This is a genomic window from Rossellomorea oryzaecorticis, from assembly GCF_045897515.1.
In the GTDB taxonomy this organism is placed as follows: domain Bacteria; phylum Bacillota; class Bacilli; order Bacillales; family Bacillaceae_B; genus Rossellomorea; species Rossellomorea enclensis.
Map to the genome: position 1 here is coordinate 153,094 of NZ_JBJOSA010000002.1, position 16,672 is coordinate 169,765.

A 16,672-nucleotide genomic window follows, 5' to 3' on the forward strand; every position below is an offset into this window, starting at 1 on the left:
GACAAGTTTTTCTTCCTTTCCCTGTCAGGAAAAGGAGGAAAAAGGAAACAGAAAATTAAAGGAAAAATTTTATAAAAAGAGAATTTAGAAAACAGTGGAGAAAAGTGGGGGGATGTGGTACATTTGTGATAGAAAGTGGGGGCAGTGCATATGTTCATGGGCGAATATCAACATAACATTGATAATAAAGGCCGTTTAATAGTGCCTGCCAAGTTCCGCGATCTACTCGGCGATTCTTTCGTCATCACCCGTGGTTTGGACCAATGCTTATTCGGCTACCCCATGGATGAATGGCGCGCACTTGAAGAAAAGTTGAAAGCATTGCCTCTGACAAAGAAAGACGCACGTGCTTTTACACGCTTCTTCTTTTCTGGAGCAACAGAAAGTGAATTGGACAAGACTGGCAGGATCAACATCCCTTCAACTCTTGTCAATTACGCAAAGCTGGATAAAGAATGCATCATCCTTGGAGTTTCCAATCGGATTGAGATTTGGAGTAAGGCTTTATGGGAAGACTACTTCACAGAGTCCGAAGATTCTTTTGCAGAGTTAGCAGAGAATATGATAGGATTTGATATTTGACAGCTCAAAAACGTTCGATTGGAAAGGTGACGTCAACATGTTTAAACATACAACGGTATTATTAAAAGAAACAGTAGATGGATTGAATATCAAAGAAGATGGAGTTTATGTCGATTGTACACTGGGCGGTGCGGGACATAGTGAATACCTGCTGAGCCAATTATCAGATAAGGGGCATCTATACTGCTTCGATCAGGATGAAACGGCAATCCGCCATGCAAGGGAAAAACTTTCACCCTATAAGGGACAGGTGACCTTTGTTCAATCGAATTTCCGCAACTTGAAACATGAGCTTGGACAGCTCGGAGTACATAGTGTAGATGGCATCCTGTATGATTTGGGTGTGTCATCACCGCAGCTTGATACACCGGAAAGGGGTTTCAGCTATCATCATGACGCCCCGCTGGATATGAGGATGGACCTTGAAGGGGATGTGAGTGCATTCGATGTTGTGAATCACTGGGCTTTCGAAGATCTTGTCCGTATCTTTTACCGGTATGGGGAAGAAAAGTTCTCAAAGCAGATTGCCAGGAAGATCGAGGCCGCTCGTGAATTAAAACCGATCGAAACCACTGGAGAGCTTGTTGAATTGATTAAGGAAGGAATTCCAGCACCCGCTAGGAGAAAAGGAGGCCATCCTGCCAAAAGGGTGTTCCAGGCGATCAGGATTGCAGTCAATGATGAACTCGGGGCTTTTGAAGATTCCCTTGAACAGGCGATTGATGTGCTTGGAAAAGGCGGAAGGGTGAGTGTCATCACGTTTCACTCGTTAGAGGACCGAATGTGTAAAACGATGTTTAAAGAGAAAGCATCGGGGCCTGATCTGCCGCCAGGGCTTCCCATCATCCCAAAGGAATACGAGCCGGTGTTAAAACTAGTCACGAGAAAACCGATATTACCAAGTGAAGAGGAACTCACAGAAAATAATAGGGCAAGATCAGCAAAGTTAAGAATTGCAGAAAAAAATAGATAAAAAAAAGGAAATGGGAGGGAGTAACAATGAGTAACTTAGCCAGAAAGGTTGAAAGGGAGCAAATGTCTGCCCAGACTGCGGGTGTGAATCCCCAGCCGCTTAGAAGAGAACAGCGATCTGTCATAACACCAGGGGAAAAGATTCTTGTTGCGATTTTTGCGGTGGTGTTTTGCTTCTTGGCTGTTCAAATCGTCCAGACTCAAGCGGCCATATATGATGTTAATAAAGAAGTGCAGGTAATGGAGACGGCTGTTGAAAAGCAGGAAAAGGCAAACAATGACCTTAAGCTTCAAATCAGCGAGTTAAGTACATATGAACGTATTTTGGAAAAAGCAAAGGAACTTGGACTTAACTTAAAAGAAAAGAACGTGAAGGTTGTTGAACAATAATGAAAAAGAGACCAAGCATGAACATAGGGGCAGCCATCCTTTTTGGGATTTTCGGCTTGCTCTTTTTTGTATTAATGGTTCGATTTATTACGATTCAGGTAACGGGGGAGGCAGAGGGGAAAGTGCTCGCTTCTCAGGCCGCTGAAAAATATATTAAAAGCCGGATCCTGGAAGCCCACAGAGGAACCATTTATGATCAAAAAGGGGAAGTCATTGCAGAGGACACATCAGCCTACACTCTGGTTGCCATACTTAGTCCGACAGTGACAAGTGACCCGGAAAACCCAAAACATGTAACTGATCCAAAAAAGACGGCAAGTGTACTTTCTGACTATATCGAGATGGATGAAAGTGAAATCTATAAAAAACTGACAACCGAAGGTGCTTACCAGGTTGAATTCGGTGCAGCAGGAAGGGCACTTACCCATCAGATGATGCTTGATATAAGAGATGAAGAGCTTCCTGGAGTTACATTCAGGAAAGAAGCGAAGAGGTTTTATCCCAATGGGACCTTCGCCTCCCACCTGATCGGGTTTGCGCAAAAGTCAACTGATGAGGACGGCAAGACCGTTACAACAGGCAAGATGGGAATTGAAAAAAGCTTTAATGACGTCCTCGGCGGTGAAAATGGTTCAGTCGAATATAAAAGCGACGTATGGGGCTATCTCCTTCCCAATTCTGAAGAGCATGTTTCCCCCCCGAAGGATGGAAATGATATTTATTTGACGATCGACAAGAAAATCCAGACGTTCCTGGAAGAAGCCATGAATCAAGTGCAGAAACAGTACAAGCCCAAAAATATGTTTGCGATTGTATCGGACCCTAAAACGGGAAAAATCCTTGCGATGTCACAGCGTCCGACCTTCCACCCCGATACGAGGGCGGGACTGACGGATAACTGGACGAATACCATTGTGGAAGAAACCATTGAACCAGGTTCCACGATGAAGTCCTTTTCACTTGCAGCGGCAGTGAATGAAGGGAAATTCAATCCAAATGAAGCCTATCAATCCGGGACTTATAAGGTGGATAATGTCCCGAATCCCATCCGTGATCACAATGGAGGCGAAGGGTGGGGGTCGATTTCTTTCCTTGAAGGCGTCCAGAGATCGTCCAATGTTGCATTTGCCTATCTGTTGGATAAAATCGGATTTAAAGAATTTGAAGGATACCTTCACGATTTCGGATTTGGGGAACCTACGAATGTAGGACTGCCCCATGAGGCTTCAGGCTCGATCCTTTACCATTATCCAATCGAAAAATATACCACCATCTTCGGTCAGGGTACGACCGTTACCCCTCTGCAGATGATCCAGGCGGAATCAGCGATTGCGAATGATGGAAAGATGATGAAACCATATATCATATCAAAAGTGGTCGATCCGAATACAAAAGAAACAGTGAAAGAAACAAAACCTCAAGTGGCGGGTAATCCCATTACTAAGGAAACTGCCGAGAAAACGAGAAAATACTTAGAAACGACTGTCACATCAGAACACGGAACAGGTACAAGATTTGCGATAGAAGGGTACAGCGTCGCCGGCAAATCAGGGACTGCCCAGATCCCAGACCCTGAAACAGGCGGTTATCAATATGGAAAGGAAAACTATCTGTTTTCTTTTATGGGGATGGCCCCGGCGGATGACCCTCAGTTGATTGTTTACGTAGGGATTCAGCAGCCGGAATTAAAACCTACTGAAATCGGGTCCGACCCAGTCTCACAAGTTTTCAAACCTGTTATGCAAAACAGCCTGAAGTACTTAAATATCAAGCCGCAGGAAAAGGTGAATTTGAAACAGGAACAACTTCCAGATCTGTCAGGCATGAGTGTAGAAAAAGCAAAAGCTGAAATCGAAAAAGCAGGTGCGGAACCTTTCATTGTGGGTGACGGATCAGAAATAATCAGGCAGCTTCCTCAAGCAGGGAATGAGATCCTCGAAGGAGGAAAGGTCATTCTTAGGACGGACGGAAAAGTGACCATACCGGATATGAGAGGATGGTCGATAAGGGATGTCTTCAAGGTAGCGAATATATCCGGTCTTAAAATCAATATGGTTGGCAAAGGATTTGCCGTAAGCCAAAATATACAGCCTGATTCTCCTGTGAAAGAGGATGAACCGCTCGTAGTGAACTTTGAAACTCCTGAAGAACAGCTGCAAAAGAAGGATGAAGCGGATGACATGGAAGAAGGAAGGCCATAGTATTCGTTAGAAGAAAGATGGACGATTCGATGTGTTCACTCTTTGCTCAACCGGACGATTTTCCGAGGGGCAGGGGGCACTGTGAACGAATCGTCCTTTTCTTTTTGCCCCGGGCGGCAGGGTGAATGTTCCCCCTTTATATCGGCAGGCAGTGAATGGTATATCCGATAAAGAAATACATACCCCTCTATGTCCAAGCATATAATGGAACGAGCCATAGAAGGGGAGGTCCATTTGTGAAAAGAGTATCGAACGTGACAGTAAGGAAGAGATTGGCGATTGCTCTGATTGTGGGAGTGTTGATATTTTCCATCATTGACTTGAGGCTTGGTTATGTGCAGTTTTTTATGGGGGATATGCTGACAAGCCGTGCCAAAGATTCTTGGAGCCGGAATATCCCTTTTCAGCCTGAAAGGGGGAAAATAGTGGACCGGAACGGGGTTGAGTTAGCGGGCAATCAAAGTGCCCCGACGATATTTGTCGTTCCAAGACAAATAACCGATCCGCAGGAAACCGCTGAGAAGCTGGCGCCTGTTCTTAATATTTCAGTAGAAACTGCATATAAATATGTAACACAGAAGGCCAGTATGGTTTTGATTAAAGAAGCGAGGAAGATATCTTATGATAAAGCAAAAGAGGTCACTGAACTAAATTTGAAAGGGGTTTACCTTGGGGAGGACTCCAAGAGATATTATCCTTATGGAAGTTATTTGTCCCATGTGCTTGGTTTTGCGGGCATCGACAATCAGGGGCTGATGGGGCTTGAATTATCCTACGATGAAGAACTGACGGGAGATAAAGGATATGTGAAGTTTTTCTCTGATGCGAAAGGGAAAAGGATGGGGGATATGGCGGATGATTTCGAAGATCCCGAGAATGGACTTGATCTGAAGCTGACAATTGATACGAAGGTTCAAACGATTGTAGAGAGGGAGCTTGATATTGCACAGGCAACCTACAACCCGGACGGAATGATCGCCATCGCAATGAATCCAAAAAATGGTGAAATTTTAGCGATGGCCAGCCGCCCCACATTTGACCCTGCGAATTTCCGGAATGTGCCTCAGGAAATTTACAACCGGAATCTTCCGATATGGAGTACGTATGAGCCTGGATCAACCTTTAAAATTATCACTCTGGCTGCTGCCCTGGAAGAAAAGAAGGTAGATTTAAATAAAGAGACGTTTTATGATTCAGGTCATGTCGAGGTGGCAGGTTCTACGCTTCACTGTTGGAAAAGAGGAGGGCACGGCAGTCAAACCTTCCTCGAAGTAGTCCAGAATTCTTGCAACCCGGGGTTTGTAGAATTGGGGGAACGCCTTGGGAAAGAAACATTATTTAAATATATTAAAGACTTTGGATTCGGACAGAAGACAGGAATCGATCTTCAAGGTGAAGGAAAGGGGATTCTGTTTAATTTAGACCGTGTCGGACCTGTTGAACAGGCAACCACTGCTTTTGGTCAGGGGGTCGCCGTAACACCGATCCAGCAGGTGGCTGCCGTTTCCGCAGCAGTGAACGGGGGGACCCTGTATCAGCCATACATTGCAAAAGAACTGATTGATCCCGAAACAAATGAAGTCGTGATGAGAAAGACGCCGCAGGTAAAGAGGAAAGTAATCTCGGAAGAAACATCCAAACAAATCCGTGAAGCGCTCGAAAGCGTAGTGGCACAGGGTACTGGCGGCAATGCTTTCGTTGATGGATACAGGGTAGGAGGAAAAACCGGGACTGCCCAAAAAGCCAAGGATGGAAAATACTTGGAGAATAATCATATTGTTTCATTCATGGGTGTGGCACCAGCCGATGACCCTGAGATCGTCGTGTATGTTGCCGTCGATAATCCAAAAGGCACCATTCAGTTTGGGGGAGTCGTAGCTGCTCCAATTGCGGGAAGCATCATCGGGGATAGTCTTGTTGCTATGGGTGTACCGAAAAGGAAAGATCAGATTGAGAAGAAAATGAAATGGGATGATATCCCGTTGATCGAAACTCCTGACTTAATCGGTTTAAACAAAAAAGAGCTTCAGGAACAACTGGTCAACTTAAATCTTGATATCAGCGGAAGCGGTGATAAAGTCGTAAATCAGTCGCCTGACCCTGGTGTGAAAATCAAACAGGGATCCACAATCAGGATTTACCTGTCTGAATAAAAGACGTCAGTGGAAAATTACGAACTAAGTTAAAAGGTTGATAGCTTTCAAGACTATTTTTATGTAAAATATAAAAAGGTTGCTTTCTACCTGTGAGGAGTTGAAATGATGAGATTGCACGCTTTGCTGGAAGTACTGCCGTTTTACAAAGTACAGGGTGAAGGAAATCCGGCTATTTCAAACATCGCAAACCACCATAAGAAAGTAAGGAATGGGGATTTATTTATCTGTATCAAAGGTCTGGAGGTTGACAGCCATTCCCTCGCCCATGTTGCTGAGAAAAACGGTGCAGCTGCTATTCTTGCAGAAAGGGAAGTGGACGTTGACATACCCGTAATCATTGTGCCGGACACGAAAAAAGCTATGGCTGTCCTGTCGGATCATTTTTATGAACAGCCCTCACATCGTTTGTTGCTTGTTGGTGTGACGGGCACAAATGGCAAAACCACTACCACTAATCTGATTGATCAGATATTTACGGGTAATGGAATGAAGACGGGACTTATAGGGACGATGCATATAAAAGCAGGCGACGAGCTTGAGGTGAGTCATAATACGACGCCGGACAGCTTGACTCTGCAGCAGACGTTTCATCGGTTCTGCAAGAAAGGCGTCAAGTCTGCCATCATGGAAGTTTCCTCACATGCCCTCGATCAAGGGAGGGTGCATGGATGTGACTATGATATTGCCGTTTTCACCAATTTATCTCAGGATCATCTGGACTACCACCGATCAATGGATGAGTATCGGAATGCGAAAGGCTTATTGTTTTCACAATTAGGAAATACTTATTATAAAAAAACTCCTAAATATGCCATCATAAACAAAGATGATCATGCCGCGGAATATTTCATCAGGTCCACAGCAGCTCATGTATTCACATATGGTTTATCAGCGGAAGCAGACTTCTGCGCACGGGACCTGCAATTGAAACCTTCTGAATCTTCCTTTACCCTGGTCAGTCCGTTCGGGGAGAAGGACATAGTCCTCCCGCTTGCCGGGAAATTCAATGTGTATAATGCACTTGCCGCGATTGCTGCAGCTTCGGCTGCCGGCATATCCGTCGAACAAAGTGTTAGGCTGCTCGAAAACGCCCAAGGTGTAAGAGGGAGATTTGAATCGATTTCTGAGGGTCAGCCTTTCTCTGTGATCATTGATTATGCCCACACACCTGATGGGTTGAAAAATGTACTGGAAACCATTCAGTCGATAGCGGCCGGCGAGATCATCGTCGTTGTGGGGTGCGGAGGCGACAGGGACAAAATCAAGCGGCCGATCATGGCAGAAATCGCTTGTGAGTACGGGGATTTCGCTGTTTTCACATCAGATAATCCAAGGACGGAAAATCCTATCGATATTTTAAAAGATATGGAAGCCGGAGCCGTCGGAAAAGAATATAAGTTGATTACTGATCGGAAAAATGCGATAAAAGAAGCCATCCTTCAGGCAAAAGAAGGGGACGTTGTCCTCATTGCCGGCAAGGGCCATGAAACTTACCAGATTATCGGGAATGATGTATATGATTTCGATGATCGGGAAGTTGCAAGACAAATTATAAGGGAGCTGTAACCATGCTCTTTTATGAAGATGTCAGGCAACTGTTTCCATATACACGAGGAGTAGAGCTGGCGGGAATGGTATTTAAAGCTGTTTCCCCGCTCCCGCACGTCAAACTGGAGAAGGGGTTATTTATTCCATTGGATTCTCAGATGAAGCTTTTTGACAGCATCTCGAATGGTGCAGTCGCTTCTCTATGGAAAAGAAGTGAAACGGTTCCTCTATTTGTTCCGAATCACTTTCCTTTATTTCTGGTTGATGATGTTCATACAGCTTATCAAGAGCTTATACATTTTTATAATCAAAAAAACAAAGAAGAAAAGTGGGAAATTATGACGAAGTTTATTTGTAATAGTGAATCTGATTTAAAAACAGCAGTGAACGAAGAAAACTTGGAAGATATGGACCAAGGTAAGAAAGGAGGGGAATAGTGTGCTTGAGCAAGTTATATTTTTCACAATTATTATGGCATTTCTCATCACCGTGCTGCTCTCTCCCGTTTTTATTCCCTTCTTGCGGAGGTTGAAATTTGGTCAGAGCATCAGGGATGAAGGTCCTCAGTCGCATCAAAAGAAAACGGGCACCCCTACAATGGGGGGGATTGTATTTCTTCTATCGATTGTCATCACGACCTTTGTCATGACAGGGAAATACTCAGAGCCGGGCGCTGAAACCTATCTTTTGCTTCTCGTGACAGTTGGATTTGGCCTCCTTGGTTTTCTGGATGATTTTATCAAAGTAGTCATGAAGCGTAACCTGGGCTTGACTTCCAAGCAGAAGCTCCTGGGCCAGATTGTAATCTCTGCAATATTTTATTTCATCTTTAAGCAGAATGACTTTCCGACCACTGTATCCATTCCATTGACAGATATATCATTTGATCTTGGCTGGTTTTATGTAGTGTTCATTATATTCTGGCTGGTCGGTTTTTCAAATGCTGTGAATATTACAGACGGACTGGATGGATTGGTATCAGGTACATCGGCTATTGCTTTTGGTGCTTTGGCAGTTCTTGCCTGGAATCAAGGTCAATATGATATAGCGATATTCGGGGTAGCAGTGGTAGGAGCCGTCCTTGGTTTCCTAGTGTTCAATGCACATCCGGCCAAGGTATTCATGGGCGATACCGGCTCACTCGCACTCGGAGGGGCAATTGCTACGATTGCCATCCTTACGAAACTGGAGATCATCCTGATCTTGATCGGTGGAGTCTTTGTAATAGAAACACTGTCAGTCATTCTACAGGTTGCCTCTTTTAAAACAACGGGAAAACGAATCTTCAAAATGAGTCCCCTGCACCATCATTACGAGCTCGTCGGCTGGTCTGAATGGAGAGTGGTCGTGACATTTTGGACGGTTGGTTTGCTTTTTGCTGTATTAGGAATCTATATTGAGGTGTGGTTATAATTGAAGAAAATTACGAAGTTCAAACATAAAAAAGTTCTAGTATTGGGTTTGGCAAAGAGCGGAGTGAGCGCCGCTTCATTACTACATAAGCTGGAAGCTTTTGTAACAGTCAATGATCAGAAGCCTTTGGCAGAAAATCCCGAGGCTCAGGGTCTCCTTCAAGAAGGGATTAAAGTGATATGCGGGAGCCATCCCATCGAATTATTGGATGAAGGCTTTGAATATGTCGTGAAGAATCCCGGCATCCCTTATCATAATCCGCTTATAAAAAGGGCGGTTGAAAAGGGGATTCCGGTTCTTACCGAAGTGGAGCTCGCCTATTTAGTATCTGAGGCTGAAATGATCGGCATTACCGGTACAAATGGAAAAACGACCACAACGACACTGCTCTATGAAATCCTTAATGAAGGCGGACAGCGCCCGCTGATTGCAGGGAATATCGGGACGGTTGCATCAGAAGTGGCGCAGACAGCGGCTAAGGATGAAAAAATGGTTGTTGAGCTTTCTTCGTTCCAACTAATGGGCATCCAGGAGTTTTCCCCTCATATAGCCATTATAACCAATCTCTATGAAGCACACCTTGATTATCACGGAGATCTCGGGGAATATTGGCACGCGAAAGCAAATATTACAAAGAATCAGACTGAAGATGATTACTTGATCATCAATCATGACCAGGACCATCTCGTGAAGACTGTCGGTTTTACTAAAGCGTCCATTATCCCTTTCTCCACTACTCAGGAAGTGGAAGGGGGCGCCTATATAAAGGCAGGCGGAATCTATTTCAAAAAAGAACGCATCGGGGATTTGTCTTCTGTGGTACTGCCGGGTGCACATAATCTTGAAAATATACTTTGTGCCGTGGCTGCTGCTAAATTATATGGAGTATCGAACGAAAGCATTATGAGTGTGCTTGGAAAATTTGCGGGAGTAAAGCATCGTACTCAATTTGTAAAAGAAGTGAATGGACGGAAGTTCTACAATGATTCCAAAGCAACAAACACGCTGGCAACGAAAAGTGCACTCAATGCCTTTAACACACCGACTATATTACTGGCAGGCGGGTTGGACAGAGGGAACGGATTCGATGACCTTATTCCACATCTTAAAAATGTTAAGACACTCATTACGTTCGGCGAGACGGCTGATAAATTGCAGCAAACGGGAGAAAAGGCAGGGATACAAACGATCCTCCGTGTCGATAATGTGGAAAAGGCAGTGCCGGCCGCTTTTGAAAACTCGGAAGAAGGGGATGTGATCCTGTTGTCCCCCGCATGCGCAAGCTGGGATCAATATCGAACTTTTGAAGAACGAGGTGACATTTTTATTAAAGCGGTGCATACCCTTTAATAAGGGCTTGTCATTATAAAGCAAGATTACTTAAACAACCAGAAAGGCATTCTTAGAAACTGAACGGTATGTATTGCTTGAAGCGGCTCAAATACGTTTATTCGAGGTGTTAAGATGCCTTTAAAAAAATCTACTCCGGATTTCATCCTTATCATCGTGACGCTTACACTTTTAGCTGTAGGATTGATCATGGTGTACAGTGCCAGCGCGGTATGGGCGGATTATAAATTCGATGATTCATTCTTTTTTGCCAAAAGACAGCTGCTGTTTGCGGCCGTCGGGGTATTTGCCATGTTTTTTATCATGAATGTGGAGTATTGGACATGGAGAAACTGGGCGAAAGTCCTTGTCATCATCTGCTTTGTACTGCTTGTACTTGTATTGATACCGGGAGTAGGAGTATTGAGGAATGGATCCCGGAGCTGGATAGGAGTAGGAGCCTTTTCCATTCAGCCTTCAGAATTCATGAAGCTGGCAATGATCGCTTTCCTGGCAAAATATTTATCTGAAAACCAAAAATATATCACTTCCTTCAGAAAAGGGGTCCTGCCTTCGCTGTTATTGGTATTTACAGCGTTCGGCATGATCATGCTCCAGCCTGATTTAGGGACAGGTACCGTCATGGTCGGCACCTGTGTGGTGATGATTTTCATCTCAGGAGCAAGAGTGATGCATTTTGCCTGGATGGGGCTGGCCGGCTCGGCCGGATTCGCTGCCCTGGTCGTATCTGCTCCATACAGGATCAAACGGATCACTTCCTTTCTGGATCCCTGGGAAGACCCTCTTAACAGCGGATTTCAGATCATTCAATCGCTTTATGCAATCGGTCCCGGAGGACTTTTTGGTTTAGGGCTGGGTGAAAGCAGACAGAAGTTCTTCTATCTGCCTGAACCGCAGAATGATTTCATATTTGCGATATTGGCAGAGGAACTGGGGTTCATAGGAGGTACATTTGTCCTTCTCCTTTTCGCCCTGATTCTCTGGCGCGGAATACGTATCGCGCTGGGGGCACCCGACCTCTTCGGGAGTTTCCTTGCTGTAGGGATTGTATCCATGATCGCCATCCAAGTCATGATCAATGTCGGGGTCGTAACAGGCTTAATGCCGGTAACAGGAATCACACTGCCATTCCTCAGCTACGGGGGATCCTCCCTGACCCTCATGCTCATGGCAGTCGGCGTCCTCCTCAACATCAGCCGCTATTCAAGAAACTAAAGAGATTGGCTTCCAGTCATTCACCGTCAGAAACAACTGACAGAATGATTCGGAAGCCAATCTTTTTTGTTCTTTTTCAATTCCTAGGTTGAATGCGAAGTTTTGCACGGAAATCAATAGCGGTGATAATGGAATCAGGTAAGTTAAGAAGTCAAAATTGATTCAATAATCAGGGTTGCAAAAAAACAAACAAAAATCAGAGCGGGATGAGTATGTGAAAAGGAATTTCTTCACGGGAAATGAAAGAAGTCAATAAGTAGAATTCTATTTTAGTGAAAAAAGAACTATTCAGTAAATTTTATTGAAATAGTAATAGGATATTCGGAGGTTAGATGTTACAATTAATTACATAAACGAAACGTGTGAAAGTACCTAAGGTTTTCAATATTATAGGAGATTATATTACTTTTTTTAACCAAAACTTTTACAATTCAATGACATCCTTTCATAACATGGAATTGGTGTTTAGAATAGAGGGGAAGAGTGTAATTAACTAAAGGTTATCCTCTTTATGATTCCATGGAATATACATAACGATCATTTGAAATTTTCATTATGTTTGATGCAGGTAAGGAAAGTAAATTGACTTTAAAATGATAACCGTCCTAATCTCTTACACATGTCCTTCACATTCATTGGGAAGGCAGCCCGTATTGGAAAGAGTACTTTCATTTTTTAGGTGTGGTGAAACATGCCCCATAAATACGAAATGAAATTGAGGAAAAACGTAATGAGAAAAGAAAATGTTGTTTCCATTGAAGAAAGAATTCCAAAACTGAAACAGCACAGAAAGAAGAAAGCAAACAGAAGGCTGATATTCCTGCTCTCGCTTTTCCTGATCATGATTCTGTCTGTAATATACTTTCAATCTCCTCTCAGTCATGTCAAGAACATTGAAGTGAAAGGGAATGAGCTTGTCCCAAGCGAAACCATTATTTCCGAAAGCAAGATAAAGCAGGGAATGAATGTATGGAGCGTCAATAAGAAAGAAACCTCCGAACGGCTGAATAAGCTTCCTGAAATCAAGAATGCCAAGGTGAAGATGTCATTTCCCAATTCTTTTGTAATTGAAGTGGATGAGCTAGGGAAGAAAGCCTATCTTCTTAAGGACAATAAGTTTCAAATCATTTTGGAAAACGGCAAGGTTCTGAATAAGGGAACAGAATCCATTCCGGTTGATGCTCCTCTGCTGAGGGGATTCAAAGAGGATAAAGCATTGAAAAAAATGATTTCTGAATTGGGGGAGCTCCCGAAAGAGGTCCAGCACCTCATTTCAGAAATCAACCTGACGCCGAAGAAGACGGACCAATACCACTTGACTCTATTTATGAATGATGGGTATGAAGTAAGTGCTACGATCAGGACATTTTCAGAAAAGATGGAACATTACCCTTCGATTGTCAGTCAATTGGACCCTTCGCAAAAAGGGGTCATTGATTTAGAGGTGGGTTCTTATTTCCGATCATACGAATCTGAGGAATCAGAAAGTGAAGTGGAACCAGCGGGTGATGCTGTAGAAGAAGATGAAGGTGAGGGGGATGCCGGGGATGAAAGTGAAGGGTAAACATGTTATCCTCTCCCTCGTAAGCTTGGTACTGGGTTTCATCCTGGCTTTTTCTTACAGTATTGCCAACTCGGAAGAAAACGGTCAAGGTAAACGGAGCAACGGCCAATGGAAGCAGGAAGAAGAGCTGCGGGATCAAATTCTTTCCCAGCAGCAGAAGAATAATAATCTTCAGGAACAGCTTTACGAAAAACAGGAAAAAGTAGTCAATATGGAAAAGGAATTCTCTAAAGAAAAGCAAATCTATTTCAACCTTGCAGAAGAGGCAGAAAAATACCGCATGTTCTTAGGGAAGACCAAGGTCAAAGGTCCGGGAGTGAAAGTGACTCTTTCTGACGCTGACTATAAACCAAAAGAAGATAACGCAAACAATTATATTGTCCATGAACACCATATATTCAAGGTGATAAACGAATTGTATATAGCCGGTGCTTCGGCGGTCGCCATAAACGGACAGAGGCTGAAGCATGATTCCTATGTGCTATGTAATGGACCGGTCATACAAATCGACGGAATTGAATATCCCGCTCCGTTCGAAATTACAGCAATCGGGGATTCGGAGGTTCTCTCTTCCGCAATGAATATTACGGGTGGAGTCAAGGATCAACTGGTCAATGAAAATATTGAATTTTCTTTAGAAAAGAAAACAGAAATTGTTCTGGAACCATTGATCGGCGAATTGCAGTAGTCTGCACTCCAATTTTAAAGAAAGTGATCTGGAAGCAAGGTGAAGGGGATTGGACAACAAGCTTAAAGCAAGTTTTACGGTTATCACCATTATCATCGGTTTCATGATTGCCATTCAATTTCAGACAGTCAAGGAACCTGTTGTCCGTGATACGAGAGACATATGGGAATTAAGGGATGCTCTCCTTAAAGAGAAAGAACTGAATTCCAGCCTTCTTGAGGAAATGCGAACTGTCGAAGAGAAGCTAGAAACTTATGAAACAGACAGAGAGGCAAGCCCTGAGCAGGCATTGAAACAGACTTTAGATGAACTGAAAACGGAAGCGGGTTTGACCGAGAAAAAAGGAACCGGTCTGATCCTTACCATTGAGCCCGCCATGGAAGAAATATTACTGGGTGAAAAAGTACAGACTGTATCCCCTCAGCTCCTCGAGAGGCTGGTCAATGAGTTAAATCAGTATGATGCGATGGATATTTCGATAGACGGACACCGGCTGATCAACACCTCAGTTATCCGTGATATTAACGGGGAAACAAATATCGACGGTTTTTCCATTACTAAAATCCCGTTTGAAGTCAGAGTATTGACAAAAGATCTTGAGACTGCACAGAAATTGTATAACCGGATGCAGGTATCGCAATCTGCGGAGGATTTCTTTATCGATAATCTCCGGGTATCCATATCCAAACCTTTGGAAGAAGTGGTATTACCATCATATGAGGATACAATCCGGATCCGATATATGGAACCGGTCAGTGAAAGAGGAGGTAACGGATGATATGTGGCTTCCCGTATTGGGACTGCTGGTAGGGGTCATACTCGGCCTTCTTACGGATATTAGAATTCCAGATGAATACTCGAATTATTTATCGATAGCAGTCCTGGCTGCACTGGATACGCTCTTTGGCGGAATACGTGCACACCTCCAAAATATCTACGATGATAAAGTTTTTGTTTCGGGGTTCTTTTTTAATATTTTACTGGCAGCAAGTTTAGCTTTTCTAGGGGTTCATCTTGGTGTAGACTTATATCTGGCGGCTGTTTTTGCTTTTGGAGTCAGGTTGTTCCAGAACATAGCAGTCATAAGAAGGATACTTATTAGCAATTGGACGAATAATCAAGAAAAAAGAGAAAAAAATTCAGAATTTTAAAAGGGAATCGTTTTTGTTACGACGAATATCTTATTTAAGATATACTTAGAATTGAGACTATCTAGGGGTTGTTGTTCCCATAAACATTTTTTAAGGAGGTGCCATAGAGTGAACAGCAATGAAATTTACGTTAGCCTAGACATCGGTACATCCACAGTGAAAGTGATCATTGGAGAAATGTCAAATGATTCCTTGAACATTATCGGTGTAGGAAATGTAGAATCGGAAGGAATCAGAAAGGGTTCCATCGTAGACATAGACGAAACTGTTCAAACAATAAAGAAGGCAGTAGAACAAGCAGAAAGAATGATCGGGTTATCCATTAACCAGGTCATCGTCGGCATTACCGGAAATCATGTTTCACTCCAGAATTGTCACGGAGTGGTGGCCGTTTCCAGTGAGAACCGTGAAATAGGGGATGAGGATGTCCTCAGGGTGATGGATGCTGCGCAAGTTGTATCGATTCCGCCTGAAAGGGAAATCATCAATGTCATTCCTAGACAATTCATCGTTGATGGATTGGATGAAATTACAGACCCGAGAGGCATGATTGGTGTGCGCCTTGAAATGGAAGGCACAATCATTACGGGATCCAAAACAATATTACATAATACGCTGCGTTGTGTTGAAAAAGCAGGACTTGAAATTGTGGATATTGTGCTGCAGCCATTGGCAGCCGGATCAGTCGCTCTTTCCAAAGATGAAAAGAATCTGGGGGCGGCGCTGATTGATATTGGCGGTGGTTCCACAACGATAGCCGTTTTCGAGCACGGTCATTTGAAGGCCACTACGGTACTGCCTGTTGGCGGTGAACATATTACAAAGGATTTATCCATCGGTCTAAGGACATCAACCGAAGATGCTGAGAAGATAAAGACTAAATATGGACATGCTTTTTATGATCATGCATCAGAAGATGAAGTATTCAGTGTCCCGATTATCGGAAGTGACCAGCATCAACAATTTAATCAATTAGAAATTTCTGATATCATAGAAGCAAGGCTTGAAGAGATCCTTGACCTTATCAGCCATGAACTGAAGAGAATGGGTATCAGGGACCTGCCTGGCGGATATGTATTGACTGGCGGTGTAGTAAATCTCCCAGGTGTGTTAGAATTAGCACAAATTGTATTCCAGAACAGGGTACGCGTAGCCATCCCGGATTATATCGGGGTGAGGGAGCCGCAGTATACGACAGCTGTCGGATTGATAAAATATGCACAGAAGAATGCCAGATTACAAGGAAAGACCGTAAGTGCAGAACCTGTGCCTGTTGAAGCATCCGAGAAAAGGCAGCAGCCGAAACAAACAAATAAGAAGCCGAAGCCAGCTAAAGTAACAGAAGAAACACATGAAGATGATAAGGCGATGTCAAAAGTGAAAAAGTTCTTTGGATACTTCTTTGAATAATAAGGAATCCATTGATTCGACGAGTTAGGAGG

General features: G+C 43.6%; 15 protein-coding genes. All 15 read left to right on the forward strand.

Going from position 1 to position 16,672, the window contains the following annotated elements:
- Positions 1–150: 150 nt before the first annotated feature.
- The 15 genes from mraZ to ftsA all read left to right on the forward strand — a co-directional run bounded on the left by mraZ (position 151) and on the right by ftsA (position 16,640).
- Positions 151–582 carry a division/cell wall cluster transcriptional repressor MraZ gene (gene mraZ / locus ACKA06_RS02945; protein WP_032088937.1) on the forward strand — a complete coding sequence of 144 codons (432 nt, stop codon included), beginning with the start codon at positions 151–153 and terminating at the stop codon, positions 580–582.
- A 37-nt stretch (positions 583–619) separates the two neighbouring features.
- A complete protein-coding gene (rsmH, locus tag ACKA06_RS02950) occupies positions 620–1,555 on the forward strand; it encodes a 16S rRNA (cytosine(1402)-N(4))-methyltransferase RsmH (RefSeq protein WP_032088936.1) in 936 nt (311 codons plus the stop codon).
- 26 nt (positions 1,556–1,581) lie between these two features.
- Positions 1,582–1,944, forward strand: coding sequence for a cell division protein FtsL (ftsL, locus tag ACKA06_RS02955; RefSeq protein WP_032088935.1), 363 nt, complete (start codon positions 1,582–1,584; stop codon positions 1,942–1,944).
- The gene (locus ACKA06_RS02960; protein WP_411158992.1) at positions 1,944–4,145 is read left to right on the forward strand and encodes a penicillin-binding protein; all 2,202 of its coding nucleotides are present in this window, start codon (positions 1,944–1,946) and stop codon (positions 4,143–4,145) included. Before ftsL ends, ACKA06_RS02960 begins: the two co-directional genes overlap by 1 nt.
- Before the next feature lie 236 nt (positions 4,146–4,381).
- Positions 4,382–6,298, forward strand: coding sequence for a stage V sporulation protein D (locus ACKA06_RS02965; protein ID WP_032088933.1), 1,917 nt, complete (start codon positions 4,382–4,384; stop codon positions 6,296–6,298).
- A gap of 108 nt (positions 6,299–6,406) precedes the next feature.
- On the forward strand, positions 6,407–7,867 hold the full coding sequence (locus tag ACKA06_RS02970; RefSeq protein WP_032088932.1) for a UDP-N-acetylmuramoyl-L-alanyl-D-glutamate--2,6-diaminopimelate ligase: 1,461 nt from the start codon (positions 6,407–6,409) through the stop codon (positions 7,865–7,867).
- Between the two features lie 2 nt (positions 7,868–7,869).
- Entirely contained in the window at positions 7,870–8,286 is a 417-nt protein-coding gene (locus tag ACKA06_RS02975; protein ID WP_052011641.1) for a hypothetical protein, read from the forward strand.
- Between the two features lies 1 nt (position 8,287).
- Positions 8,288–9,262: a phospho-N-acetylmuramoyl-pentapeptide-transferase gene (gene mraY, locus ACKA06_RS02980; protein ID WP_032088931.1), complete on the forward strand. Its 975-nt coding sequence runs from the start codon at positions 8,288–8,290 to the stop codon at positions 9,260–9,262.
- Positions 9,263–10,612: a UDP-N-acetylmuramoyl-L-alanine--D-glutamate ligase gene (gene murD, locus ACKA06_RS02985; protein ID WP_411158993.1), complete on the forward strand. Its 1,350-nt coding sequence runs from the start codon at positions 9,263–9,265 to the stop codon at positions 10,610–10,612. It begins immediately after the preceding gene.
- A gap of 114 nt (positions 10,613–10,726) precedes the next feature.
- Positions 10,727–11,827 carry a stage V sporulation protein E gene (spoVE, locus tag ACKA06_RS02990; protein ID WP_411158994.1) on the forward strand — a complete coding sequence of 367 codons (1,101 nt, stop codon included), beginning with the start codon at positions 10,727–10,729 and terminating at the stop codon, positions 11,825–11,827.
- A gap of 730 nt (positions 11,828–12,557) precedes the next feature.
- On the forward strand, positions 12,558–13,391 hold the full coding sequence (locus tag ACKA06_RS02995) for a cell division protein FtsQ/DivIB (protein ID WP_411158995.1): 834 nt from the start codon (positions 12,558–12,560) through the stop codon (positions 13,389–13,391).
- Positions 13,366–14,079 (forward strand): DUF881 domain-containing protein, encoded by a 714-nt coding sequence (locus ACKA06_RS03000; RefSeq protein ID WP_411158996.1) that lies wholly within the window; start codon positions 13,366–13,368, stop codon positions 14,077–14,079. Before ACKA06_RS02995 ends, ACKA06_RS03000 begins: the two co-directional genes overlap by 26 nt.
- 49 nt (positions 14,080–14,128) lie before the next feature.
- Positions 14,129–14,857, forward strand: coding sequence for a DUF881 domain-containing protein (locus tag ACKA06_RS03005; RefSeq protein WP_032088927.1), 729 nt, complete (start codon positions 14,129–14,131; stop codon positions 14,855–14,857).
- A 1-nt stretch (position 14,858) separates the two neighbouring features.
- Positions 14,859–15,230, forward strand: a complete 372-nt coding sequence (locus tag ACKA06_RS03010; protein ID WP_032088926.1) for a small basic family protein — start codon at positions 14,859–14,861, stop codon at positions 15,228–15,230.
- A gap of 108 nt (positions 15,231–15,338) precedes the next feature.
- Positions 15,339–16,640 (forward strand): cell division protein FtsA, encoded by a 1,302-nt coding sequence (ftsA, locus tag ACKA06_RS03015; protein WP_032088925.1) that lies wholly within the window; start codon positions 15,339–15,341, stop codon positions 16,638–16,640.
- The last annotated feature ends 32 nt before the right edge of the window (positions 16,641–16,672 follow it).

Bases quoted from the DNA above. Each gene is read 5' to 3' on its own strand.
- ACKA06_RS02960 (WP_411158992.1), top strand. From the start codon at position 1,944: ATGAAAAAGAGACCAAGCATGAACATAGGGGCAGCCATCCTTTTTGGG.
- ACKA06_RS02995 (WP_411158995.1), top strand. From the start codon at position 12,558: ATGAGAAAAGAAAATGTTGTTTCCATTGAAGAAAGAATTCCAAAACTG.
- ACKA06_RS02975 (WP_052011641.1), top strand. From the start codon at position 7,870: ATGCTCTTTTATGAAGATGTCAGGCAACTGTTTCCATATACACGAGGA.
- ACKA06_RS03000 (WP_411158996.1), top strand. From the start codon at position 13,366: ATGCCGGGGATGAAAGTGAAGGGTAAACATGTTATCCTCTCCCTCGTA.
- ACKA06_RS02970 (WP_032088932.1), top strand. From the start codon at position 6,407: ATGAGATTGCACGCTTTGCTGGAAGTACTGCCGTTTTACAAAGTACAG.
- rsmH (WP_032088936.1), top strand. From the start codon at position 620: ATGTTTAAACATACAACGGTATTATTAAAAGAAACAGTAGATGGATTG.
- ACKA06_RS03010 (WP_032088926.1), top strand. From the start codon at position 14,859: ATGTGGCTTCCCGTATTGGGACTGCTGGTAGGGGTCATACTCGGCCTT.
- mraZ (WP_032088937.1), top strand. From the start codon at position 151: ATGTTCATGGGCGAATATCAACATAACATTGATAATAAAGGCCGTTTA.
- spoVE (WP_411158994.1), top strand. From the start codon at position 10,727: ATGCCTTTAAAAAAATCTACTCCGGATTTCATCCTTATCATCGTGACG.
- ftsL (WP_032088935.1), top strand. From the start codon at position 1,582: ATGAGTAACTTAGCCAGAAAGGTTGAAAGGGAGCAAATGTCTGCCCAG.